Source organism: Pseudomonas sp. NBRC 100443 (genome assembly GCF_030268185.1).
GTDB classification, from domain to species: Bacteria; Pseudomonadota; Gammaproteobacteria; order Pseudomonadales; family Pseudomonadaceae; genus Pseudomonas; species Pseudomonas citronellolis.
The window spans coordinates 155,262-176,300 of the sequence record NZ_BSQE01000003.1 but is presented as its reverse complement, the minus strand read 5'-3'; the positions used below and the strand labels follow the sequence as shown (position 1 = coordinate 176,300).

General features: G+C 68.4%; 21 protein-coding genes. 13 read left to right on the top strand and 8 right to left on the bottom strand.

Annotated features, from left to right (window positions below; genetic code table 11):
- Window positions 1-82: 82 nt before the first annotated feature.
- From QSJ95_RS05005 to QSJ95_RS04980, 6 genes are all read left to right on the top strand, one after another.
- A complete protein-coding gene (locus QSJ95_RS05005; protein WP_173427909.1) occupies window positions 83-1,492 on the top strand; it encodes a M16 family metallopeptidase in 1,410 nt (469 codons plus the stop codon).
- Window positions 1,489-2,982 (top strand): M16 family metallopeptidase, encoded by a 1,494-nt coding sequence (locus QSJ95_RS05000; protein WP_285640545.1) that lies wholly within the window; start codon window positions 1,489-1,491, stop codon window positions 2,980-2,982. The genes QSJ95_RS05005 and QSJ95_RS05000 overlap by 4 nt, the downstream gene beginning before the upstream one ends.
- Complete coding sequence (gene rsmD, locus QSJ95_RS04995; protein WP_285640544.1) at window positions 2,982-3,590, top strand: 16S rRNA (guanine(966)-N(2))-methyltransferase RsmD; 609 nt, start codon at window positions 2,982-2,984, stop codon at window positions 3,588-3,590. The genes QSJ95_RS05000 and rsmD overlap by 1 nt, the downstream gene beginning before the upstream one ends.
- A gap of 46 nt (window positions 3,591-3,636) precedes the next feature.
- Window positions 3,637-4,641 (top strand): virulence RhuM family protein/type II toxin-antitoxin system death-on-curing family toxin, encoded by a 1,005-nt coding sequence (locus QSJ95_RS04990; RefSeq protein WP_285640543.1) that lies wholly within the window; start codon window positions 3,637-3,639, stop codon window positions 4,639-4,641.
- Between the two features lie 11 nt (window positions 4,642-4,652).
- Window positions 4,653-5,648 carry a hydrolase gene (locus QSJ95_RS04985; RefSeq protein WP_285640541.1) on the top strand — a complete coding sequence of 332 codons (996 nt, stop codon included), beginning with the start codon at window positions 4,653-4,655 and terminating at the stop codon, window positions 5,646-5,648.
- A gap of 79 nt (window positions 5,649-5,727) precedes the next feature.
- On the top strand, window positions 5,728-6,138 hold the full coding sequence (locus tag QSJ95_RS04980; RefSeq protein WP_285640539.1) for a GNAT family N-acetyltransferase: 411 nt from the start codon (window positions 5,728-5,730) through the stop codon (window positions 6,136-6,138).
- 367 nt (window positions 6,139-6,505) lie between these two features.
- On the opposite strand, the gene QSJ95_RS04975 is transcribed toward QSJ95_RS04980, so the two are convergent.
- Entirely contained in the window at window positions 6,506-7,177 is a 672-nt protein-coding gene (locus QSJ95_RS04975) for a TetR/AcrR family transcriptional regulator (protein WP_058487706.1), read from the bottom strand.
- Between the two features lie 244 nt (window positions 7,178-7,421).
- Here QSJ95_RS04975 and QSJ95_RS04970 point away from each other — a divergent pair, with 244 nt between their 5' ends.
- From QSJ95_RS04970 to ggt, 6 genes are all read left to right on the top strand, one after another.
- Window positions 7,422-8,852: a coniferyl aldehyde dehydrogenase gene (locus tag QSJ95_RS04970; protein ID WP_285640537.1), complete on the top strand. Its 1,431-nt coding sequence runs from the start codon at window positions 7,422-7,424 to the stop codon at window positions 8,850-8,852.
- Window positions 8,853-8,885: 33 nt separating this feature from the next.
- Complete coding sequence (locus QSJ95_RS04965) at window positions 8,886-9,431, top strand: hypothetical protein (RefSeq protein ID WP_058072664.1); 546 nt, start codon at window positions 8,886-8,888, stop codon at window positions 9,429-9,431.
- Between the two features lie 42 nt (window positions 9,432-9,473).
- Window positions 9,474-11,069: a GMC family oxidoreductase gene (locus QSJ95_RS04960; protein WP_285640534.1), complete on the top strand. Its 1,596-nt coding sequence runs from the start codon at window positions 9,474-9,476 to the stop codon at window positions 11,067-11,069.
- Between the two features lie 185 nt (window positions 11,070-11,254).
- Window positions 11,255-11,734 (top strand): pantetheine-phosphate adenylyltransferase, encoded by a 480-nt coding sequence (coaD, locus tag QSJ95_RS04955; RefSeq protein ID WP_009615178.1) that lies wholly within the window; start codon window positions 11,255-11,257, stop codon window positions 11,732-11,734.
- Window positions 11,735-11,857: 123 nt separating this feature from the next.
- Window positions 11,858-12,109 carry a YfhL family 4Fe-4S dicluster ferredoxin gene (locus QSJ95_RS04950; RefSeq protein ID WP_009615176.1) on the top strand — a complete coding sequence of 84 codons (252 nt, stop codon included), beginning with the start codon at window positions 11,858-11,860 and terminating at the stop codon, window positions 12,107-12,109.
- A 144-nt stretch (window positions 12,110-12,253) separates the two neighbouring features.
- Complete coding sequence (ggt, locus tag QSJ95_RS04945) at window positions 12,254-13,957, top strand: gamma-glutamyltransferase (protein WP_285640528.1); 1,704 nt, start codon at window positions 12,254-12,256, stop codon at window positions 13,955-13,957.
- A gap of 1 nt (window position 13,958) precedes the next feature.
- On the opposite strand, the gene QSJ95_RS04940 is transcribed toward ggt, so the two are convergent.
- The 6 genes from QSJ95_RS04940 to nudE all read right to left on the bottom strand — a co-directional run bounded on the left by QSJ95_RS04940 (window position 13,959) and on the right by nudE (window position 19,669).
- Window positions 13,959-15,824, bottom strand: a complete 1,866-nt coding sequence (locus QSJ95_RS04940; protein WP_058072661.1) for a Na/Pi cotransporter family protein — start codon at window positions 15,822-15,824, stop codon at window positions 13,959-13,961.
- A gap of 42 nt (window positions 15,825-15,866) precedes the next feature.
- Window positions 15,867-16,208, bottom strand: coding sequence for a multidrug transporter (locus tag QSJ95_RS04935; RefSeq protein ID WP_285640526.1), 342 nt, complete (start codon window positions 16,206-16,208; stop codon window positions 15,867-15,869).
- Between the two features lie 84 nt (window positions 16,209-16,292).
- Window positions 16,293-16,871, bottom strand: a complete 579-nt coding sequence (locus QSJ95_RS04930; RefSeq protein ID WP_285640524.1) for a lysophospholipid acyltransferase family protein — start codon at window positions 16,869-16,871, stop codon at window positions 16,293-16,295.
- 141 nt (window positions 16,872-17,012) lie between these two features.
- On the bottom strand, window positions 17,013-17,825 hold the full coding sequence (gene mutM, locus QSJ95_RS04925; RefSeq protein WP_285640522.1) for a bifunctional DNA-formamidopyrimidine glycosylase/DNA-(apurinic or apyrimidinic site) lyase: 813 nt from the start codon (window positions 17,823-17,825) through the stop codon (window positions 17,013-17,015).
- Between the two features lie 459 nt (window positions 17,826-18,284).
- A complete protein-coding gene (cysQ, locus tag QSJ95_RS04920; RefSeq protein WP_009615161.1) occupies window positions 18,285-19,103 on the bottom strand; it encodes a 3'(2'),5'-bisphosphate nucleotidase CysQ in 819 nt (272 codons plus the stop codon).
- Entirely contained in the window at window positions 19,103-19,669 is a 567-nt protein-coding gene (gene nudE / locus QSJ95_RS04915) for an ADP compounds hydrolase NudE (RefSeq protein WP_009615159.1), read from the bottom strand. Before nudE ends, cysQ begins: the two co-directional genes overlap by 1 nt.
- A gap of 114 nt (window positions 19,670-19,783) precedes the next feature.
- Between nudE and yrfG the strand changes: the two genes are divergently transcribed.
- Window positions 19,784-20,446 (top strand): GMP/IMP nucleotidase, encoded by a 663-nt coding sequence (gene yrfG / locus QSJ95_RS04910; protein WP_285640517.1) that lies wholly within the window; start codon window positions 19,784-19,786, stop codon window positions 20,444-20,446.
- Window positions 20,447-20,574: 128 nt separating this feature from the next.
- Here yrfG and lysM read toward each other — a convergent pair whose 3' ends face one another.
- Window positions 20,575-21,012 (bottom strand): peptidoglycan-binding protein LysM, encoded by a 438-nt coding sequence (gene lysM / locus QSJ95_RS04905; RefSeq protein ID WP_009615155.1) that lies wholly within the window; start codon window positions 21,010-21,012, stop codon window positions 20,575-20,577.
- Window positions 21,013-21,039 lie beyond the last annotated feature (27 nt).

The window sequence follows — 21,039 nt, the reverse complement described above, 5'->3', positions numbered from 1 at the left end:
GCACGGGACGTGGCCGCCCGGAAAACGGATGGGTATCCTAGCATCTCCTCGCCTGCCGGGGTTAGGCGGCTGCCCGACAGCCATGCCACCGCCCTTCGGGCCACCAGCAAGGACCTGTTCGACCATGAAGAATCCTCCCCGCCGCGCGCTCGGCCTGCTCTGCGGCGTTCTCTGCCTGCCGCTGTTCGCCGTCGCCGCCGAACCCCAGCCGACCCACGAATACGTACTGGACAACGGATTGAAGCTGGTGGTTCGCGAAGACCACCGCGCCCCCGTGGTAGTCTCCCAGCTCTGGTACAGGATCGGCTCCAGCTACGAGACGCCCGGCCTCACCGGCCTGTCCCACGCCCTGGAGCACATGATGTTCAAGGGCAGCAGCAAGATGGGCCCGGGCGAGGCCTCGCGCGTGCTGCGCGACCTCGGCGCCGAGGAGAACGCCTTCACCACCGACGACTACACCGCCTACTACCAGGTGCTGGCCAAGGACCGCCTGCCGGTGGCCTTCGAACTGGAGGCCGACCGCATGGCGCACCTGACGCTGCCGGCCGACCAGTTCAAGAGCGAGATCGAGGTGATCAAGGAAGAACGCCGCCTGCGCACCGAGGACAAGCCCTACGCCCTCGCCTACGAGCGCTTCAAGGCCGCAGCCTACCTGTCCAGCGGCTACCACTCGCCGACCATCGGCTGGATGGCCGACCTGCAGCGCATGACCATCGACGACCTGCGCGCCTGGTACAAGGCCTGGTACGCGCCGAACAACGCCACCCTGGTGGTGGTCGGCGACGTCCAGCCCGAGGAGGTCAAGGCCCTGGCCCAGCGCTGGTTCGGCGACATCCCGCGGCGCGAACTGCCGCCGGCGCGCAAGCCGCTGGAAGTGCCCGACCCGGGCGAACGCCGCCTCACCCTCGAAGTGCGCACCCAACTGCCCAGCCTGATCATGGGCTTCAACGTGCCCAGCCTGGGCAGCAGCGAGAACCCCCGCGAGGTGCATGCCCTGCGGCTGATCTCCGCGCTGCTCGACGGCGGCTACAGCGCCCGCCTGTCCTCGCGCCTGGAGCGCGGCCAGGAACTGGTGGCCGGCGCCTCCGCCTCCTACGACGCCTTCGCCCGCGGCGACACCCTGTTCACCCTGAGCGCCACCCCCAACGTGCAGAAGGGCAAGACCCTGGAGCAGGTGGAGAAGGCCCTCTGGCAGCAGCTCGACGAACTCAAGACCACCCCGCCCAGCCAGGAAGAACTGGAGCGCGTGCGCGCCCAGCTGATCGCCGGGCTGGTCTTCGAGCGCGATTCCATCGCCGCCCAGGCCAGCAGCATCGGCCAGCTGGAGAGCGTTGGCCTGTCCTGGCGCCTCGCCGACCAGGACCTGGAAGCCATCCGCCAGGTCACGGCCGAAGACATCCAGAAGGCCGCCCGCACCTATTTCGTCCGTTCGCGCCTGACCCTCGCCCAGGTGCTGCCGCAAGCCGATACCGACAAGGAGCCGAGCAAATGAGTGAACGAAATGGCCTGCGCTACGGCCTGCTCGGCCTGGTCGTCCTCCTGCTGATCGCCGGCCTGGCGTTCTGCGTCAGCCGCCCCGCCGGCGGCAGCAACCCCGCCCCGCAAACGCCGGCCGCCGCGGCACCCAGCGGCCTGCAGTCGCTGGCCGAGGCCGCCGGCAAGAAGCCCGGCCACCGCCAGTTGGACATCCAGCGCTGGACCACCGCCGAAGGCGCCCGCGTGCTCTTCGTCGAGGCCCACGAGCTGCCGATGTTCGACCTGCGCCTGACCTTCGCCGCCGGCAGCAGCCAGGATGGCGACGCCCCGGGCCTGGCCATGCTGACCAACGCTATGCTCAACGAAGGCGTGCCGGGCAAGGACACCAGCGCCATCGCCGCCGGTTTCGAGGACCTGGGCGCCGACTTCATGAACGGCTCCTACCGCGACATGGCGGTAGCCGGCCTGCGCAGCCTGAGCGAGAAGGACAAGCGCGAGGCCGCCGTCGCCCTGTTCGACCAGGTAGTGGGCCAGCCGACCTTCCCCGAGGAAGCCCTGGCACGCATCAAGAACCAGGTGCTGGCCGGCTTCGAATACCAGAAGCAGAACCCCGGCAAGCTGGCCGGCCTGGAACTGTTCAAGCGCCTCTACGGCGACCACCCCTACGCCCATTCCAGCGACGGCAATGAGCAGTCGGTGCCGAAGATCGGCGTCGCCCAGCTGCGCGCCTTCCACCAGAAGGGCTACGCCGCCGGCAACACGGTGATCGCGCTGGTCGGCGACCTCAGCCGCGCCGAGGCCGAGGCCATCGCCGCCAAGGTCTCCGCCGCGCTGCCCAAGGGCCCGGCGCTGCCGCCGGTGGCCCAGCCGGCCGTGCCCAAGCCGGGCCCCAGCCACATCGAGTTCCCCTCCAAGCAGACCCACCTGCTGCTGGCCCAGCTGGGCATCACCCGCAACGACCCGGACTACCCGGCGCTGTACCTGGGCAACCAGATCCTCGGCGGCGGCGGCTTCGGCACCCGGCTGATGGACCAGGTGCGCGAGAAGCGCGGGCTGACCTACGGCGTGTCCTCCGGCTTCACCGGCATGCAGGCGCGCGGGCCCTTCACCATCGGCCTGCAGACCCGCGCCGAACTCAGCGAAGGCACCCTCAAGCTGGTCCAGGACATCGTCCGCGACTACGTGAAGAACGGTCCGACGCAGAAGGAACTGGACGACGCCAAGCGCGAACTGGCCGGCAGCTTCCCGCTGTCCACCGCGAGCAACGCCGACATCGTCGGCCAGCTCGGCGCCATCGGCTTCTACGGCCTGCCCTCGGACTACCTGGAGACCTTCCTGGCCCAGGTCCAGGCTCTGGACGTGGACAAGGTCAGGGCGGCCATGCAGCGCCACGTCGACCCGGACGCCTTCGTCATCGTCACCGCCGGCCCCACGGTGCCGCAGAAACCGCTGCCGCCGCCCACCGACAAACCGGCCGAACAGCCCCTCGGCGTTCCGGAGCACTGATGAACAGAAGACCCAAGGCGCCAACCCCCGCCAACGCCCGCCAGCACGGCGGCCAGGGCCAGCTGCGCATCATCGGCGGGGAGTGGCGCAGCCGGCGCTTCGCCTTCCCCGACGGCCCGGGCCTGCGCCCGACCCCCGACCGGGTGCGCGAGACGCTGTTCAACTGGCTGGCCGCCTACGTTCCCGGCGCCCGCGTGCTCGACCCCTTCGCCGGCAGCGGCGCGCTGTTTCTCGAAGCCCTGTCCCGCGGCGCCAGCAGCGGCCTGGCCCTGGACCTGAACCGCGAAGCCGTGGCCGCCCTGCGCGGCCATCTGGCCACCCTCAAGTGCGAGAACGGCGAAGTGCAGTTGCAGGACGCCCTCGCCTACCTGGCCAAGCCGGCGCCGGCGCCGGTCGACCTGGTATTCCTCGACCCGCCCTTCCATCAGGACCTGCTGCAGAACAGCTGCCGCCTGCTGGAGGAAAACGGCTGGCTGGCGGCCGAGGCCTGGATCTACACCGAAAGCGAAAGCGCCCCTTCCAGCCTCGGCCTGCCGGCCAACTGGCGGCTGCACCGGGAGAAGCAGGCGGGGAATGTGCATTACGCGCTGTGGCGGCGCGAAGGATGAGTTGATCCCCCAGGGGAAGGCGGTCAGACAAAAAAGGATGCACTGGATGAGCGATACCGATGAGCAGGGGATTCTGATCTACGAAGCGGACGACGGTCATCTGGCAGTCGAGGTTCGATTGGAGCACGACACGCTCTGGCTCAACCTGCAGCAACTGTCCGACCTTTTCGGGCGTGACAAGTCGGTCATTTCGCGGCACCTGAAAGCCATCTTCGACAGCAGGGAACTGGATCGCGAACGAACCGTTGCAAAAAATGCAACCGTTCAACGCGAGGGGGATCGCGAAGTCACCCGGCAGATCGACTACTACAATCTCGACGCCATCATCTCCGTCGGCTACCGCGTCAACTCCCGGCAAGGCACGCGCTTCCGCATCTGGGCCAACCAGGTGCTCAAGGACTACCTGGTCCAGGGTTACGCACTCAACGAGCAACGCCTGAAAGCCCAGCAGGCACGGGTTCGCGAACTGGAGCGGACGCTGACGCTGTTCCAGCAGAACCTCATCGACCAGGCCAGCCTGCCCGAGGCCCGGGGCCTGGTGAGCGTCATCGCCGGCTATGCGCGCACCTTCGTGCTGCTCAACCAGTTCGACAGCGAGCGCCTGCCCGCGGAAGGTTTCGATGAAAGCATCCGCTACGCCATCGAACCCGCCGATGCCCAAGCTGCGATCACGGCCCTGAAGACCGACCTGCTGGCCAGGGGCGAGGCAAGCGAGTTGTTCGGCCGCCCCAAGGACGACAGCTTCCTCGGCATTCTCGGCAACGTCACGCAGTCCTTCGCCGGCCAGTTCCTCTACCCCAGCATCGAGGAGCAGGCTGCGCACCTGCTTTACTTCATCATCAAGAACCATCCGTTCACCGACGGCAACAAGCGTATCGGCGCCTTCCTGTTCATCTGGTTCCTGCAGCGCAACCAGCATCACCTCAAGCACGACGGCGAACTGAAGATCAACGACAACGCCCTGGCCGCCATCGCCCTGCTGGTGGCGCAAAGCGATCCGCGACAGAAAGAACTGATGATCCACCTGATCATGAACCTCATCCGCAACTGAGCCGTGCCCGCATGACACCGCCCTTCCAACCCGCCTGGTGGCTCCCCGGCCCGCATCTGCAGACGCTCTACGGCTCGCTGCTGCGCAAGGCGCCGGTGCTGCGCCGCGAGCGCGAGCGGCTGTGGCTGGAGGACGGCGACTTCCTCGACCTCGACTGGCACGGCCCGCACAGTGCGCGCACGCCACTGGTGCTGGCCGTCCATGGGCTGACCGGCTCTTCCGACTCGCACTACATCCGCGGCCTGCAGTTCGCCGTGCAGGCCCGTGGCTGGGCCAGCGTGGCGTTGAACTGGCGCGGCTGCTCGGGCGAGCCCAACCTGCTGCCGCGCGGCTACCACTCGGGCATCAGCGAGGACCTGGCGGCGGTCATCGAGCACCTGCGGCGCATGCGCCCGCTGGCGCCGCTATACGCGGTGGGCTATTCGCTGGGCGGCAACGTGCTGCTCAAGTACCTCGGCGAGCAGGGCCAGGACTGCCCCCTGCGCGGCGCCGCGGCGGTGTCGGTGCCGTTCCGCCTGGACCGCTGCGCCGACCGCATCGGCATCGGCTTCTCGCGCATCTACCAGGCGCACTTCATGCGCGAACTGGTGGCCTACGTGCGCAACAAGCAGCAGAGCTTCACCCAGCGCGGCGCCCAGGAGCACCTGGCGGCGCTGGAGCGCCTGGGGCCGCTGGACGGCATGCGCACCTTCTGGGACTTCGACGGCCGCGTCACTGCGCCGCTGCACGGCTTCGCCGACGCCCACGACTACTACAAGCGCGCCTCCAGCCGCTTTTACCTGGGCGGCATCCACACCCCGACGCTGATCATCCATTCCAGCGACGATCCCTTCATCGACGCCGGCAGCATCCCGCCGGCGGACGAGCTCTCGGCCAGCACCGAGCTGGAGCTGCACGAGCACGGCGGCCACGTGGGCTTCATCGGCGGCACGCCGGGGCGGCCGGACTACTATCTGGAAAGGCGCATACCCGACTGGCTGCTGGCCCTGCACGGCAGCGCCGGCTGAAGCGGGCTTGACCGGGATCAGCATCTGCCGGCCAGCGATGGTCCAGGCTGGAAGCGCCAAAGGGCAAGGAGGGGAAGCCATGAGCGAAGCGACCATCCGGATCCACCGTGTCACGTCGCTGGACGATACCCAGTGCGCCGGCATAGCCATGCTCTATCGCGCCGTCGGCTGGGGCCACCCGAACGACGCGGACGAGTTGCGCGATCTCTGCGAATCTTCCGGCTACGTGCTGCTGGCCAGCGAGGCTGGGCAGGTGGTCGGCCTGCTCCGCGCCGAGCCGGAGAACGCCCAGACCACCTGGCTGGCGGAGCTGGCGGTGCTGCCTGGCCACCAAGGGCGAGGTATAGGCACTTCGCTGATGCAGCGCTTCATCGCCGACCATCCCGGCGCGCGCCTGTACACCGATGCCACCGATGGGGTGGAGGGGTTCTTCCTCCGGCATGGCCTGGAACTGCGCCAACCGCTGGTGCCGGGGCCGCGCAAGGGGTGATATCGGCGGGGGGCGATACGGCTTTTCGTAGGAGCGAGCTTGCTCGCGAACGGTGTTTGCCGGTGAGTGCTTGGTGTTCGCCCAAGAGCACCCTCTCCCTAACCCTCTCCCTGAAGGGAGAGGGGACCGTTGGGCAGGGTCGGACATTCTAGTGTCAGCCGGCTAGCACAGAGATTGCTGGCTGAAACCTTCCTCCTCTCGGCACGGACAAGCCCCCTCTCCCTTCAGGGAGAGGGCTGGGGAGAGGGAAAGGAATTCAACTTCGCACCGAAGCAACCGGCAGACGCCCGTTCGCGAGCAAGCTCGCTCCTACGAAAAGCCAAACGTAGGACGCCATCCATGTGTGGTGATCACCCCTGTGGATAACTCACACGCCCTGCGAAGGACTTTCCGTCAACGGCACGTACAGCCTTTCGGCGATCCGCTCCACCGCCGCCTGCGAATCCTCGGCGATGTGCCCGCTCTCCAGCGCCAGCACCTGGTAGATGCCGCGCCGCAGCAGTTCCTCGCTGAGGTCGCCGGTGACTTCCTGGGTGGTGCAGAGGAAGCGCACCCAGGAGGTGAGGATGATCCAGGCGTTGAGGGTCAGGGCTTCCAGCTGGATTTCGTCCATCCGCAATATCCCGGCCTCGACGAAGCCGCGGTAGATGGCCTTGGCGTTCACCAGCGCGCGGCGGGCGAAGGCGCGGTAGGCCGCGGCCAGCTCCGCGTCGCTTTCCAGCAGGTGCTCCAGGTCGCGGTGCAGGAAGCGGTAGCGCCACATGGCCGCCAGCAGCGCCTCCAGGTAGAAGGTCTTGTCCTCGATGGTCAGCCCGCGGCCCTCGGGCAGGCGCAGGAAGTCGTCGACGCGCGCCTCGTACTCGGCGAACAGCTCGGCGATGATCGCCTGCTTGTTGCGGAAGTGGTAGTACAGGTTGCCCGGGGACATGCCCAGGTGCGCGGCGATGTGGTTGGTGGTGACGCTGCGCTCGCCCTGGGCGTTGAACAGCGCCAGGCTCTCCTGGACGATGCGGTCGCGGGTCTTGATGCGTGGGGCCATGCGCGGACTCGGAATCACTCTTCTACGGCAAGGGGCAAAGGTACACGGATTGCTACGTGCGATGCAGCCGGCGTAACACTCCAGGCGGCCGCCCAGCTTTTCGTTGGGTGGGCCGCGCGGCGCTGACGCGGCATGCTATTTGACACTTTAGAGTAATTGCTCTAAAAATCCAGCGACAAGCACAACGCGAAGCGCCCCACCCACTCGGAGCGCTTCCCCCAGCCGGTCCGCCGAGGAGCCCGCCATGGTCGCCGACATCGCCTACCTGCAGCAGACGCAGCAGGACATCAACCAGCTTCAGAGCCTGTTCGAGCGCCAGCGCCAGGCCTACCGCGCCAACCCGCAGCCCAGCGCCGGCCAGCGCCAGCAATGGCTCAAGAGCCTGGCCGACCTGCTGGTGCGCGAGCAGCAGCCGATCATCGAGGCCATTTCCCGCGACTTCAGCCACCGCTCCGCCGACGAGACCCTGCTCGCCGAGATCATGCCCAGCCTGCACGGCGTGCACTACGCGCGCAAACGCGTGGCGCGCTGGATGAAGCCCTCGCGGCGCAGCGTCGGCATCCAGTTCATGCCGGCCTCGGCCAAGGTGGTGTACCAGCCGCTGGGCGTGGCCGGGGTGATAGTGCCGTGGAACTACCCGCTGTTCCTTGCCATCGGCCCGCTGACCGCCGCGCTGGCCGCCGGCAACCGGGTGATGATCAAGATGAGCGAATCCACCCCGGCCACCGCCCAAGCGCTCAAGGAACTGCTGGCCAAGGTCTTCCCCGAGGACCTGGTGGCCGTGGTCCAGGGCGAGGTGGACGTCGGCGTGGCCTTCTCCAAGCTGCCCTTCGACCACCTGCTGTTCACCGGCGCCACCAGCGTCGGCAAGCACGTGATGCACGCCGCGGCGGAGAACCTCACCCCGGTCACCCTGGAACTGGGCGGCAAATCGCCGGCGCTGATCTCGGAGAACGTGCCGATGAAGGACGCCGCCGAGCGCATCGCCTTCGGCAAGTCGCTCAACGCCGGGCAGACCTGCGTGGCGCCGGACTACGTGCTGGTGCCGCAGCAGCGCGTCGAGGAGTTCGTCAGCGCTTACCGCGACGTGGTGCAGGGCTTCTTCCCGACGGTGGAGAACAACCCCGACTACACCGCCATCGTCAACGAACGCCAGTTGGCCCGCCTCAACGGCTACCTGAGCGATGCCCAGGCCAAGGGCGCGCAGGTCATCCGCCTGCTGCCGGAAGCCAGCGGGCGGCGCCTGCCCCAGGCGCTGCTGCTGAACGTCGACGACGACATGAAGGTGATGCAGGACGAGATCTTCGGCCCGCTGCTGCCGGTCGTCCCCTACCAGCGCCTGGACGAGGCCCTGGCCTACATCAACGACCGGCCGCGGCCGCTGGCGCTGTACTACTTCGGCTACGACAAGCGCGAGCAGGAGCAGGTGCTGGCGCAGACCCACTCCGGCGGCGTGTGCCTGAACGACACCCTGCTGCACGTCGCCCAGGACGACATGCCCTTCGGCGGCGTCGGCCCCTCCGGCATGGGCCACTACCACGGCCACGAAGGCTTCCTCACCTTCAGCAAGGCCAAGGCGGTGTTCAGCAAGCCGCGCTTCAACGCCGCCCGGGTGATCTACCCGCCCTACGGCAAGGCGCTGCAGAAACTGGTCTACAAGCTGTTCGTCCGCTGAAACCGCGTATTCCACCCAGGTGAAACAACAACAATGACAGACACCTCCCTGAGCGCGCCGGGACTTTCCCGGCGCGGCGTGCTCAAGATCGGCCTGCTCGGCGGCGCCTTCCTGGCCACCGCCGGCGTCACCGCCACCCTCAGCGGCTGCTCGGCCAGCACCCCGGCCAGCGGCATGAAGGTCATCCGCGAGTCCGACCTACCCTTCCTGCGCGCCCTGATCCCGGTGATGCTGGCCGGCGCCGTGCCGGCCGAGCGCATGGCCGAGGCGGTGCAGGCCAGCCTCGCCGGCCTCGACCACACCCTCGACCACCTCTCGCCGGAAATGCTCAAGCTCACCGTGCAACTGTTCGACGTGCTGGCCCTGCCGGTCACCCGCGGCCCGCTCACCGGCATCTGGGGCAGCTGGGAGAAGGCCGGCGCGGACGACGTGAAGCATTTCCTGGAACGCTGGCAGAACAGCTCCATCGGCCTGCTGAAGATGGGCCACAGCTCGCTGCTGCAACTGGTGATGATGGCCTGGTACGGGCGCCCGGAATCCTGGGCGCACTGCGGCTACCCCGGGCCGCCGAAGGTCTGAGCCCCGCCACTCCCATAACAAGAATTCCCGAGAGTACCCCTGATGCCCGTACCCGATCTGTTCGCCGAGGGCCTGGCCCGCGGCTGGAAAGTCCACGATGGCTCGCGCCTGGACAACGACCTGACCCTGGAAGCCGACGTGGTCGTCATCGGCTCCGGCGCCGGTGGCGGCACCACCGCGGAAATCCTCAGCGGCGCCGGCTACAAGGTGCTGCTGGTGGAGGAAGGCCCGCTCAAGACCAGCTCCGACTTCAAGATGCAGGAGCCGGAGGCCTACTCCAGCCTGTACCAGGAAGGCATCGGGCGGATGAGCAAGGACGGCGCCATCACCATCCTCCAGGGCCGCGCCGTGGGCGGCACCACCCTGGTCAACTGGACCTCCAGCTTCCGCACCCCCGACGCCACCCTGGAGCACTGGGCCAAGGAACACGGCGTGAAGGGCCACAGCCCGGCGGAAATGGCCCCCTGGTTCGCGAAGATGGAAGAACGCCTGGGCGTGGCGCCCTGGATCATGCCGCCGAACTTCAACAACGACGTGATCCGCCGCGGCTGCGAGAAGCTCGGCTACCACTGGAAGGTCATCCCGCGCAACGTGCGCGGCTGCTGGAACCTCGGCTACTGCGGCATGGGCTGCCCGACCAACGCCAAGCAGTCGATGCTGGTCACCACCATCCCGGCCAGCCTGGACAAGGGCGGCGAGCTGCTGTTCCTGGCCCGCGCCAATCGCCTGTTGCACGACGGCGGCAAGGTCAGCGGCCTGGAATGCCTGGCCATGGACGCGCGCTGCGTGGCGCCCAGCGGCCGCAAGATCACCGTCAAGGCGCGCCACTACGTGCTCGCCGGCGGCGGCATCAACAGCCCGGCGGTGCTGCTGCGCTCCAAGGCGCCGGACCCGAACGGCCGCGTCGGCCAGCGCACCTTCCTGCACGTGGTGAACTTCAGCGCCGCGCAGTTCGACGAGGTGGTCAACCCCTTCTACGGCGCGCCGCAGTCGATCTACTCCGACCACTTCCAGTGGGACGACGGCACCGCCGGGCACATGTCCTACAAGCTGGAAGTGCCGCCGCTGCAGCCGGCCCTGGCGGCCACCCTGCTCGGCCGCTTCGGCATCGACAACGCCCTGCGCATGGAGCAGTTGCCGCACACCAACATGATCCTCGCCCTGATGCGCGACGGCTTCCACCCGGATAGCGCAGTGGGCACGGTGAGCCTGCGCGGCGACGACACCCCGGTGCTCGACTACCGCATGACCGACTACACCTGGGACGGCATCCGTCGCGCCTTCCACACCATGGCCGAGGTGCAGTTCGCCGCCGGCGCCAAGACAGTGCTGCCGCTGCACGCCGACGCCGGCTACGTGAAGACGCCCGCCGAAGCCCGCGCGCTGATCGACGGCCTGAGCCTTGAGCTGTACCGCACCCGCCTGGGCAGCGCCCACGTGATGGGCGGCTGCGCCATGGGCGAGGACCCGCGGCAATCGGTGTGCGACAGCCTCGGCCGCCACCACCAGTTGGAGAACCTGTCGATCCACGACGGCTCGCTGTTCCCCACCAGCATCGGCGCCAACCCGCAGCTGTCGGTCTACGGCCTGACCGCGCAGCTGGCCAGCGGCCTCGCCGAGCGCCTGGGCAAGGCCTGAGCCCCGATCCCGGCGCGAAGGCTCTGCCACGGGCCTTGCGCGCCGGCCGGCGATTTCCTCCGGGGAAAATCCGGTAGTCCGCGCCGGCGGGCACTACCAAGGTCGCTTGGCCCATCCGGGCTGCTGCGTTACCATCCAGCCCCGCCAATGCCCACGCCTGCCCCTTGAACCACCAGGACGCTGCGATGAACCGAGTGCTGTACCCGGGTACCTTCGACCCCATCACCAAAGGCCATGCCGATCTGGTCGAACGGGCCTCGCGGCTGTTCGACCAGGTGATCATCGCCGTCGCCGCCAGCCCCAAGAAGAACCCCCTGTTCCCCCTGGAACAACGGGTCGAGCTGGCGCGCCAGGTCACCTCGCACCTGCCCAACGTCGAAGTCGTCGGCTTCTCCACCCTGCTCGCGCACTTCGTCAAGGAACAGAACGCCAATATCCTGCTGCGCGGCCTGCGCGCGGTGTCGGACTTCGAATACGAATTCCAGCTGGCCAACATGAACCGCCAGCTCGCCCCGGACGTGGAGAGCATGTTCCTCACCCCGTCGGAGAAGTACTCGTACATCTCCTCGACCCTGGTGCGCGAGATCGCCGCCCTGGGTGGCGACATCACCAAGTTCGTCCATCCCGCGGTGTCCAGCGCCCTGGCCGAGCGCTTCAAGCGCTGACCGGGCGCCGCCAGGGAAGGCGGCAATTGATCCGGCCGGCGTGCAACGCGCACGCCAATGCGGCAAAATTGCAGCATTCCTGTTGCTGACAGCCTGGCCATGGGCCAAGGCCGGAGTTTTTCGATGTCCCTGAAAATCACCGACGATTGCATCAACTGCGACGTCTGCGAACCCGAGTGCCCGAACGGCGCCATCTCCCAGGGCGAGGAGATCTACGTGATCGACCCCAACCTGTGCACCGAGTGCGTCGGCCACTACGACGAACCGCAGTGCCAGCAGGTCTGCCCGGTGGACTGCATCCCCCTCGACGACGCCCATGTCGAGAGCAAGGACGAGCTGATGCAGAAGTACCTCAAGATCACCGGCAAGGCCTGACCTCGCGGGCTTGACAGGCGGATCGCCGAAATCCCACAGGGCATTCGGCAACCGCGACGCGGCGGGATTGTCTATCCTCCCAATTCGCTCCCGTGGTTTTTCCCGGATGCCAGTCCGGGGCCACCCGACGATTCGTGAGATGCCATGTCCCTGCTGAACCACAGTTTCCGTTCCCTCGCCCTCGCCTGCGGCCTGCTGTTGCTCGGCGCCGCCAGCGTCCATGCCGCCAGCCAGCCGGTCGCCCAGGCCACCGTGGCCAGCGCCCACCCGGCGGCCACCGTGGCCGGCCTGGAAACCCTCGCCGGCGGCGGCAACGCCTTCGACGCCGCGGTGGCCATCGCCGCCGCCCTGGCGGTGGCCGAACCCTACAGCTCGGGCCTGGGCGGTGGCGGCTTCTTCCTGCTGCGCCAGGCCGGGCCGACGCCCAGCTACCGCTTCATCGACGCCCGCGAGCGCGCGCCGCTGGCCGCCAGCGCGCAGATGTACGTGCGCAACGGCAAGGTGCAGCCGGAACTGTCGCTGAACGGCCCGCTGGCCGCCGCCATCCCCGGCCTGCCCGCGGCCCTGGTGGAGCTCACCAGCCGCTTCGGCCGCAAGCCGCTGGCCGACAACCTGGTGCCGGCGATCCGCCTGGCCACCGACGGCGTTTCCGTCGACCGCATCTACATCACCCGCGCCGCCGGCCGCCTGGAAGCCATGCGCAAGGACCGCGAGACCTCGCGCATCTTCCTGCAGCAGGGCAACCTGCCCGAGGAATGGGACCTGCTGCGCCAGCCGGACCTGGCCAACACCCTGTCGCGCCTGGCGCGCTACGGCCGCAGCGGCTTCTACGAAGGCGAGACGGCGGAGAAACTGGTGCAGGGCGTGCGCGCCGCCGGCGGCGTCTGGAGCCTGGAAGACCTGCGCAGCTACCAGGTGGTGGAGCGCCAGCCGCTGCGCTACCCGCTGGGCGACGGCCGCGAGCTGGTCAGCGCGCCGCCGCCCTCGGCCGGCGGCGTGGCCATCGCCCAGAGTCTGGGCATGCTGGCCCAGCTGCCCTGGCAGAAGGCCGAGCCCATCCAGCGCGTGCACTACGTGGCCGAGGTCCTGCGCCGCGCCTACCACGACCGCAGCATGCTCGGCGACCCGGACCGCATCGCCAACCCGGTGCAGCAACTGCTCGCCCCCGACTACCTCAAGCGCCTGGCCGCCGGCATCGACCCGCGCCGCGCCACGCCCAGCGCGTCCCTGCCGCCGGCGCCGAGCTGGCGCGAAGGCGATCACACCACGCACTTCGTGGTGATCGACGAACAGGGCAATGCGGTGGCAGCCACCCTTTCGGTCAACCTGCCGTTCGGCTCCACCTTCACCCCGCCCGGCACCGGCGTGCTGCTCAACGACGAAATGGACGACTTCGCCGCCGACATCCAGGGCAGCAACGCCTACGGCCTGGCCGGCAGCGCGGCCAACGCCATCGCCCCCGGCAAGCGTCCGCTGTCGAGCATGAGCCCGAGCTTCATCGAAAGCCCCGAGGAACTGGCGGCCTTCGGCACCCCGGGCGGCAGCCGCATCCCCAGCATGGTGCTGCTGGCCATGCTGCAGTACCTGGACGGCCGCTCGGTGCAGAGCTGGGTGGGCGCGCCGCGCTACCACAACCAGTACCTGCCCGACGCGCTGGAGCACGAGCCGCGCACATTCACCGAGGCGCAGAAAGCCGAGCTGAACGGCCGTGGCTACAGCCTCAAGGAAGTCGCCCCGTCCTACGGCAACCAGCAGGTGCTGCTGTGGCGCAAGAAGACCGGGAACGTGGATGCCGCCAGCGACCCGCGCGGCATAGGCCTGGCCGCCGGGACCACGGTGCACTACTGAGTCAGGGCACCAGTAGCGAGGGCGCCCCGTCGGCGTCGCGCTCGGGCAAGGCGCCGTCCAGGCCCTGCTCGGCGCGCAGCTGCAGCACGTTGCGCAGGCTCTGCACGATGCGGCTGGCGTAGCCCAGGTCGTTCATCAGCGAGCTGGTCTGGGCGCCGTCCAGCTCGTGGCGGCGCACCGCGGCGAACAGGCGGTTGCGGAAGGCGCCGTCGAATTCCGCGGCCTGCTCGTCGAACAGCGCCAGGCGCGCGGCCCAGGCGCCTTCCGGCAGCTGGCGGGGGTCGAGGGCGCCGATGGCGCGCACCTCGCGCAACGCGCCCAGCAGGTGGCGACGCAGCTCCAGATAGCATTCCCGCGCAACCGAAGGCTCGCCCTGCAGCGCCCTCCCCAGGTTCTTCTGCAGGTGCTTGGCGTCCTTAACCGCGTCCACCAGTTGCAGCGCCGCCACCTGGCAGGCCATCCAGAAATGCTGGTGCGCCTCGTCCAGCGGCGTTTCCAGGCGCCCCATGAAGCTCAACAGGTCGCCGTACACGCCCTTGATGTGCTGCTGGTAGAGCGCCTGGGCGTCCATGGCGAAGCGCTCCGGCCCGGCGTGCAGGGCGGCCTCGTCCACCTTCGGCTGGTTGAGCAGGTCCACCGGCAGGTAGAGCGCGTGGCAGATCACCTCGATGCTCAGGCGCCCGAGGTGCTGCAGCTCCTGGGTCACCGCGCTGGCGGCGGCGTCCGCCGAATCCAGGGCGCGCTCGCTGAGGTAGCGCGCATGGGTGCGCTCCGGCAGTTGCACCGCGGTCGCCGGGGCCAGGTCGGTGATCAGCACCGAAGGCTCCTCGACATCCGGCAGCCAGCGGATCAGCCACTGCGCCAGGCGCGTCTGCAACGGCCAGAACAGCAGCACGCCCATGCCGTTGAACAGGGTGTGGAAGGCCGCCAGCTGGATCAGCAGATTGTCGCCCAGGCCGACCTGGGCGGTCAGCCAGCGTACCAGCCAGGTCAGCGGCGCCAGCAGTATGAAGGCGATCACTCCGCTGACTACGTTGAACAGCACGTGGGCCAGGGCCAGGCGCTGGCCGTTGCGGTTGCCGCCCAGGGAGCCGACGAAAGCGGTGGTCACGCTGCTGCCGACGTTCGAGCCGATGGCGATGGCCAGGCTCTGGCCCAGCTCCAGCTGGCCGCCGGCCAGCGCGGCGAGGGTCAGCATCAGGGTGGCGTGGCTGGACTGCAGCACCACGGTGACCAGGGTGCCGATGCCGACGAACAGCAGGGCCCCCAGCACGCCTTCGGCCTGCAGGCCGGTCATGTCCATGGCGTCGCCGAAGCTGGAGAAGCCTTCCTTGATCTGGTCGATGCCCAGGAAGATGAAGGCGATGCCCATGAGGATGCGCCCGGCGGCCTTGCTCTTGGGCCCGTTGAAGCTGGCCAGCACGCCGAACACCAGCAGCGGCAGGGCCAGCGGGCTCAGGCTGAGGTTCTGCCCGGCCAGGGCCAGCAGCCAGATGCCGCTGGTAGCACCGAGGTTGGCGCCGAAGAGGATGGCGATGCCGCTGGCCAGCTGGATCAGCCCGGTGCTGATGAAGGCGATGGTGAGCAGCGAGACCAGGGTGCTGGACTGCAGCACGAAGGTGCCGCACAGGCCGAACAGCAGGCTCTTGGACGGCGTCGAGGTACTGCGTTCGAGCCACAGCTCCAGCTGGCTGCCGGCCAGGTCGCGCAGGCCCTCTTCCAGGCACTGCATGCCGAACAGGAACAGCGCCAGGCCCGCGCCCAGCTGCAGCAGCCCGGCGCTGGACCAGAAGGCGTAGCCGAGCCCGCCCGCCGCCAGCAGCAGGAGCAGCGGGCGCAGGTGCTTCTTCAGTTCGCTACGGGCCATGGCCCCCTCGGCAAGGGCGCGCCGGCGTACCAGCGCGCAGGGTCAATCCTGCTTGTAGCCGCTTTCGGTGCAGCCCAGGCAGCGCACGAAGGTGGCCTTGCCCGGGTCCACCACCAGCGCCTGGCCGGCTTCCTTGACGTTGCCGCCCAGGGCGGTGAACGGCAGGCTGACGACGAAGGCCGCGGTGCCGATCACGGTGGCGCCCAGCAGCAGCGGGCGGGCGATGATCAGGTCGCCGAGCATCTTGTAGAACGGCGGCGAATCGGTGCTGTAGATCGGGTCCCCGCTGGAGGTGTTGCTGATCGCGTCGGAGGCCTGGGCGGTAACGGCCGACAGACCGAGGGTCAGGGCCAGAACGACGGCCAGGGCGCGGAACAGGTTCATGGCGTAAATCCTTTTTATGCTGGGTTGGCAGGCAGACTGCCATTAACTATATCAGCGCGACAGGGCTTGTCAGCGTGATGGCCATCAACCGCCAAGGAAGGCGTGCTCCGGCTTCCTCGGCACGAAGGGGCGGTAGAAGGCCAGCATCCGCTGCAGGTCGGCGGCCTCGTCGCCGCTCGGCCAGAACGGCTCGCCGATGACGATGCAGCGGTTGCCATAGTCCAGCGCCGCCAGCACCACCGGCACGCCGGCGCCGCGGGCGATGTGGTAGAAGCCCATCTTCCAGCGCTCGACCTTCTTGCGCGTGCCCTCGGGGGAGATGATCAGGATCATCTCGCGGCTGTCGCGGAAGGCCTGCACCGCCTGCTCCACGGTGTTCAGCTTGAGGTGGCGCTGGATCGGGATGCCGCCCCAGCGCCGCAGCAGGCCGCCGAACGGCCAACGGAACAGGGTGTGCTTGGCGAACCAGCGGGCGTTCAGGCGCAGCACGAACTTGGCCGCCAGGAACAGCATGAAATCCCAGTTGGACGTGTGGTGCGCGCCTATCACCACGAACTTGTCGAGAGGCGGCAAGGCGCCTTCGATGCGCCAGCCGGCGGCCTTGAGCATGCCGTGGCCGAGCCATTCGGCGAAAGGGTTGCGGGGCAGGTAGTTGCCGGACATCGATGGACCTTCTTGTTGTTATGGGTGCAGGGCAGGGTTCGCGAGCAAGCTCGCTCCAGGCGGCCGCTCTTCGTAGGAGCGAGGGGGACGCCTAGTTCTTGCTCGCGAACCACCCAATAGCAATAGCGGAAAAGCGCCCGCTCAGCGTTGGCAGCGCGGACAGTAGACGCTGGCGCGCTGGCCCAGGCGCACCTCGCGCAGGGTACTGCCGCAAACCTTGCAGAACTCCCCGCCGCGGCCGTAGACGAACAGCTCCTGCTGGAAATAGCCGGGCTGGCCGTCGCCGCCGACGAAGTCGCGCAGGGTGGTGCCGCCGCGCTCGATGGCGATGGCCAGGATGCGCTTGATCTCCTCGGCGAGCTTCAGGTAGCGCGCCCGCGAAATGCTCCCGGCCTCGCGGCGCGGGTCGATGCCGGCGGCGAACAGCGCCTCGGTGGCGTAGATGTTGCCCACCCCGACCACCACGGCGTTGTCCATGATGAACGGCTTGACCGCCATGCTGCGGCCGCGGGACAGCTGGTAAAGGCGCTCGCCCTCGAAGGCGTCGGTGAGCGGTTCCGGGCCCAGGTGGCGCAGCAGCTCGTGCTCCAGCGGCGCCTGGCTCCAGAGCAGCGCGCCGAAGCGCCGCGGGTCGGTGTAGCGCAGCGCCAGGCCCGACTCCAGCTCGATGTCCACGTGCTCGTGCTTGGCCGGCGCCAGGCCGCACTCCACCAGGCGCAGGCTGCCGGACATGCCCAGGTGGCTGATCAGCGTGCCCGCCTCGGCCTCCAGCAGCAGGTACTTGGCGCGCCGCGCGACCTGCAGGATGCGCTGCCCGGACAGGCGCACGTCCAGGTCCTCGGGCACCGGCCAGCGCAGACGCCGGTCGCGGACCACCACGCGGCTGACGCGCTGGCCTTCGAGGTAGGGCGCGATGCCCCGGCGGGTGGTTTCGACTTCGGGTAATTCAGGCATGGAAAGTCACGGCGATGATGATCTGTCTGTAGGCGCAAGCTTGCTCGCGAACCGCTTCGCTTGCCAGGGGCAACTGTCTTGCCGGCTGCGCCGAGATGCTCTTCGTAGGATGGGTTGAGCCTGCGAAACCCATGCGGTTGCGCTGATGGGTATCGCTTCGCTCAACACCATCCTACGGGTGTTTCCCTTGCAGCCCCGTAGGAGCGGATCTTATCCGCGAATCGCGCCGGTGTGTCCGGCTATCGCGGACAAGGTCCTGCGGGAAGCACCATGCCTCATGTTGAACTGTAGGAGCGGGCCCTGCCCGCGATTTCGCGCGCAGGGCGCGCTCCTACATGGGAATGGCGCGGAGGCGTGGCGTAGGAGCGGATCTTATCCGCGAACCACGCCGGTGTATCCGGCTATCGCGGACAAGGTCCGCTCCTACGGGAAGCGATTTAGTGCGCAGGGCGCGGGAAATCAATCCAGCGCGCGGGCCAGCTGGATCAGCTCGTCGCGCCAGGCCGCCGCCTTCGGCAGGGCCAGGAAGGAGCCGTTCAGGTAATCCTCGCGGGCCTCGTAGGTGAAGGCTTCGCCGCGCAGGTCCAGCACTTCGCCGCCGGCGCCTTCCAGCACGCCCTGGGCCGCCGCGGTGTCCCACTGCGAGGTGGGCGCCAGGCGCGGGTAGCAGTCGGCCGAGCCTTCGGCCAGCAGGCAGAATTTCAGCGAGCTGCCGATATTGGCCAGCTCCAGGTCGCCGAAGCGCTCGCCCAGGCCGGCCAGCAGGCGTTCCTGGGCCGGGCTGGAGTGGCGCTTGCTGGCCACCACGGTAAAGGCTTCGGCGGGCGCAGTGCGCACGCTGATCGGTTCGACCGCGCCGCTCGCATCCCGGCGCCAGGCGCCCAGGCCGGCGCCGCCGTAGTAGCAGCGGCCGGTGGCCGGAATGCCGACCACGCCGAACAGCACCTTGCCGTGCTCGATGAGGGCGACGTTGACGGTGAATTCCTCGCTGCCGGCGATGAACTCCTTGGTGCCGTCCAGCGGATCGACCAGCCACCAGCGCGACCACTGGCTGCGCTCGGCCAGGGCGATGGCGCAATCCTCCTCGGACAGCACCGGCACCTCCGGCGCCAGCGCCCGCAGGCCTTCTTCCAGCACGCGGTGGGCGGCCAGGTCGGCGGCGGTCACCGGCGAGGCGTCGGCCTTCTCGTCCACTTTCAGTTCGCTGCGCCAGAACGGCAGTATGACTTCGCCGGCGCGCTGCGCCAGCGCCACGACGGATGGAATCAGGTCTTGCATCAGAGCTGCAGCTCCCCACGCTGGATCAGGATGTCGCGCACCAGGTAGAGCGCGGCCAGGGCGCGGCCTTCGCTGAAGGCGGCGTTCTGCGCCAGGCTGGACAGCTCGCGCAGGTTGATGCGGTCCACCCGCAGCGGCTCGGGTTCGTCGCCCGGCAGGCTTTCGGCGTAGAGGTCGCGGGCCAGCACCACCTGGATGCGCTGGCTCATGTAGCCCGGCGACAGCGACAGCTCGGTGATGTACTCCAGCTGCCCGGCGCCGTAGCCGGCTTCTTCCTTCAGCTCGCGGTTGGCCGCGGCCAGCACGTCCTCGCCCGGCTCCACCAGGCCCTTGGGCAGCGACAGCTGGTATTCGTCGACGCCGGCGCAGTACTCCTCCACCAGCACGGCGTGCTCGGCGTCCAGCAGCGCCACCACCATCACCGCGCCATAACCCTGGCCTTTGCCCACCAGGCGCTCGTAGGTCCGCTCGACGCCGTTGGCGAAGCGCAACTGCAGCTCTTCGACTGCGAACAGGCGGCTCTTGGCGACGATCTCGCGGGCGAGCACCTCGGGTTTCTGACGCATGGGACGACTCCTGGGGCGGGTCCGGGTGGGCTATGATACCCGCCTTTTCCGATAATCCGTGCCGATCCTTGCGCCTCGATGGCGACAGGACGGCACTTCGCGACAGGGCAGAACATGCCACTCCTGGACTGGGCCGGGATCGACAGCGTCTTGCTGGACATGGACGGCACCCTTCTCGACCTGCACTTCGACAACCATTTCTGGCTCGAGCACCTGCCGCAGCGCTACGCCGAGCACCACGGCATCGACCGCGAGCAGGCCGACGCCGAGCTGCTGCCGCTGTTCCGCGACAACGCCGGGCAGCTCAACTGGTATTGCCTGGACTTCTGGAGCCGCGAACTGAAGCTGCCGGTCCGCGACCTCAAGCGCGAGGTGGCGCACCTGATCGCCCTGCGCCCGGACGCCGACACCTTCCTCGCCGCCCTGCGCGGCGCCGGCAAGCGCGTGGCGCTGATCACCAACGCGCACCGCGATTCGCTGTCGCTGAAGCTGGAGCGGGTGGAGCTGGCGCCCTGGTTCGACCGCCTGATCAGCTCCCACGACTACGGCTTCCCCAAGGAAGACCGGCAGTTCTGGCAGGCCCTGCACGCCGACTTCGGCTTCGAGCCGGCGCGCAGCCTGTTTATCGACGACAGCCTGCCGATCCTGCGCAGCGCCCGCGCCTTCGGCGTGGCCCACCTGCTGGCGGTACGCCAGCCGGACAGCCGCCAGGGGGCGAAGGACACGGCGGAGTTCGCGGCGGTGGAGGATTACCGCGCATTGATCGAGGGCCTGTAGGAAGAACACCGTCGTAGGATGGTGTAGAGCGAAGCGATACCCATCACCACCGCCGCATGGGTTTCGCTTCGCTCAACCCATCCTACGAAGAGCGCCGTTACAGGGTATCGATCCCCCGCCTGCCCGCCTTACTCCGGAATCCGCAGCACCTGCCCCGGGTAGATCTTGTCCGGGTGGCTGAGCATCGGCTTGTTGGCCTCGAAAATCTTCATGTAGGCGTTGGCGTTGCCGTACTCGGCCTTGGCGATGGCGCTCAGGGTGTCGCCCTTCTTCACCGTCACGAAGCGCGCCGCCGGCGCCGCCTGGGGCACGCTGATGCTGTCCTCGACGCCGGCCACGCCTTCGACGTTGCCCAGGGCCAGGAGAATCTTCTCCTTCTCTTCCTGGCTGGCCGCCTCGCCGCTGACGATCACCTTGTCGCCCTCGACGCTGACCTGGATGTTCGGGTTGCCCAGGCCGACCTTGGCCACGTGCTCCTTCAGCGACTCGGCGGCCTGCGCCTTGTCGCCCAGCAGGCCGCCCAGCAGCTTCTCGCCGGCTTCCTTAACGAATGACAGAATGCCCATGTCCTTTCTCCTTGCGGTTACGGTTCC

Coding starts and splice junctions, on each gene's coding strand:
- QSJ95_RS05000 (WP_285640545.1), top strand. CDS start 1,489: ATGAGTGAACGAAATGGCCTGCGCTACGGCCTGCTCGGCCTGGTCGTC.
- QSJ95_RS04985 (WP_285640541.1), top strand. CDS start 4,653: ATGACACCGCCCTTCCAACCCGCCTGGTGGCTCCCCGGCCCGCATCTG.
- rsmD (WP_285640544.1), top strand. CDS start 2,982: ATGAACAGAAGACCCAAGGCGCCAACCCCCGCCAACGCCCGCCAGCAC.
- QSJ95_RS04930 (WP_285640524.1), bottom strand. CDS start 16,871: ATGTCCGGCAACTACCTGCCCCGCAACCCTTTCGCCGAATGGCTCGGC.
- QSJ95_RS04940 (WP_058072661.1), bottom strand. CDS start 15,824: ATGGCCCGTAGCGAACTGAAGAAGCACCTGCGCCCGCTGCTCCTGCTG.
- coaD (WP_009615178.1), top strand. CDS start 11,255: ATGAACCGAGTGCTGTACCCGGGTACCTTCGACCCCATCACCAAAGGC.
- QSJ95_RS04970 (WP_285640537.1), top strand. CDS start 7,422: ATGGTCGCCGACATCGCCTACCTGCAGCAGACGCAGCAGGACATCAAC.
- QSJ95_RS05005 (WP_173427909.1), top strand. CDS start 83: ATGCCACCGCCCTTCGGGCCACCAGCAAGGACCTGTTCGACCATGAAG.
- mutM (WP_285640522.1), bottom strand. CDS start 17,825: ATGCCTGAATTACCCGAAGTCGAAACCACCCGCCGGGGCATCGCGCCC.
- lysM (WP_009615155.1), bottom strand. CDS start 21,012: ATGGGCATTCTGTCATTCGTTAAGGAAGCCGGCGAGAAGCTGCTGGGC.
- ggt (WP_285640528.1), top strand. CDS start 12,254: ATGTCCCTGCTGAACCACAGTTTCCGTTCCCTCGCCCTCGCCTGCGGC.
- QSJ95_RS04980 (WP_285640539.1), top strand. CDS start 5,728: ATGAGCGAAGCGACCATCCGGATCCACCGTGTCACGTCGCTGGACGAT.
- QSJ95_RS04950 (WP_009615176.1), top strand. CDS start 11,858: ATGTCCCTGAAAATCACCGACGATTGCATCAACTGCGACGTCTGCGAA.
- yrfG (WP_285640517.1), top strand. CDS start 19,784: ATGCCACTCCTGGACTGGGCCGGGATCGACAGCGTCTTGCTGGACATG.
- nudE (WP_009615159.1), bottom strand. CDS start 19,669: ATGCGTCAGAAACCCGAGGTGCTCGCCCGCGAGATCGTCGCCAAGAGC.
- QSJ95_RS04990 (WP_285640543.1), top strand. CDS start 3,637: ATGAGCGATACCGATGAGCAGGGGATTCTGATCTACGAAGCGGACGAC.
- QSJ95_RS04975 (WP_058487706.1), bottom strand. CDS start 7,177: ATGGCCCCACGCATCAAGACCCGCGACCGCATCGTCCAGGAGAGCCTG.
- cysQ (WP_009615161.1), bottom strand. CDS start 19,103: ATGCAAGACCTGATTCCATCCGTCGTGGCGCTGGCGCAGCGCGCCGGC.
- QSJ95_RS04935 (WP_285640526.1), bottom strand. CDS start 16,208: ATGAACCTGTTCCGCGCCCTGGCCGTCGTTCTGGCCCTGACCCTCGGT.
- QSJ95_RS04965 (WP_058072664.1), top strand. CDS start 8,886: ATGACAGACACCTCCCTGAGCGCGCCGGGACTTTCCCGGCGCGGCGTG.
- QSJ95_RS04960 (WP_285640534.1), top strand. CDS start 9,474: ATGCCCGTACCCGATCTGTTCGCCGAGGGCCTGGCCCGCGGCTGGAAA.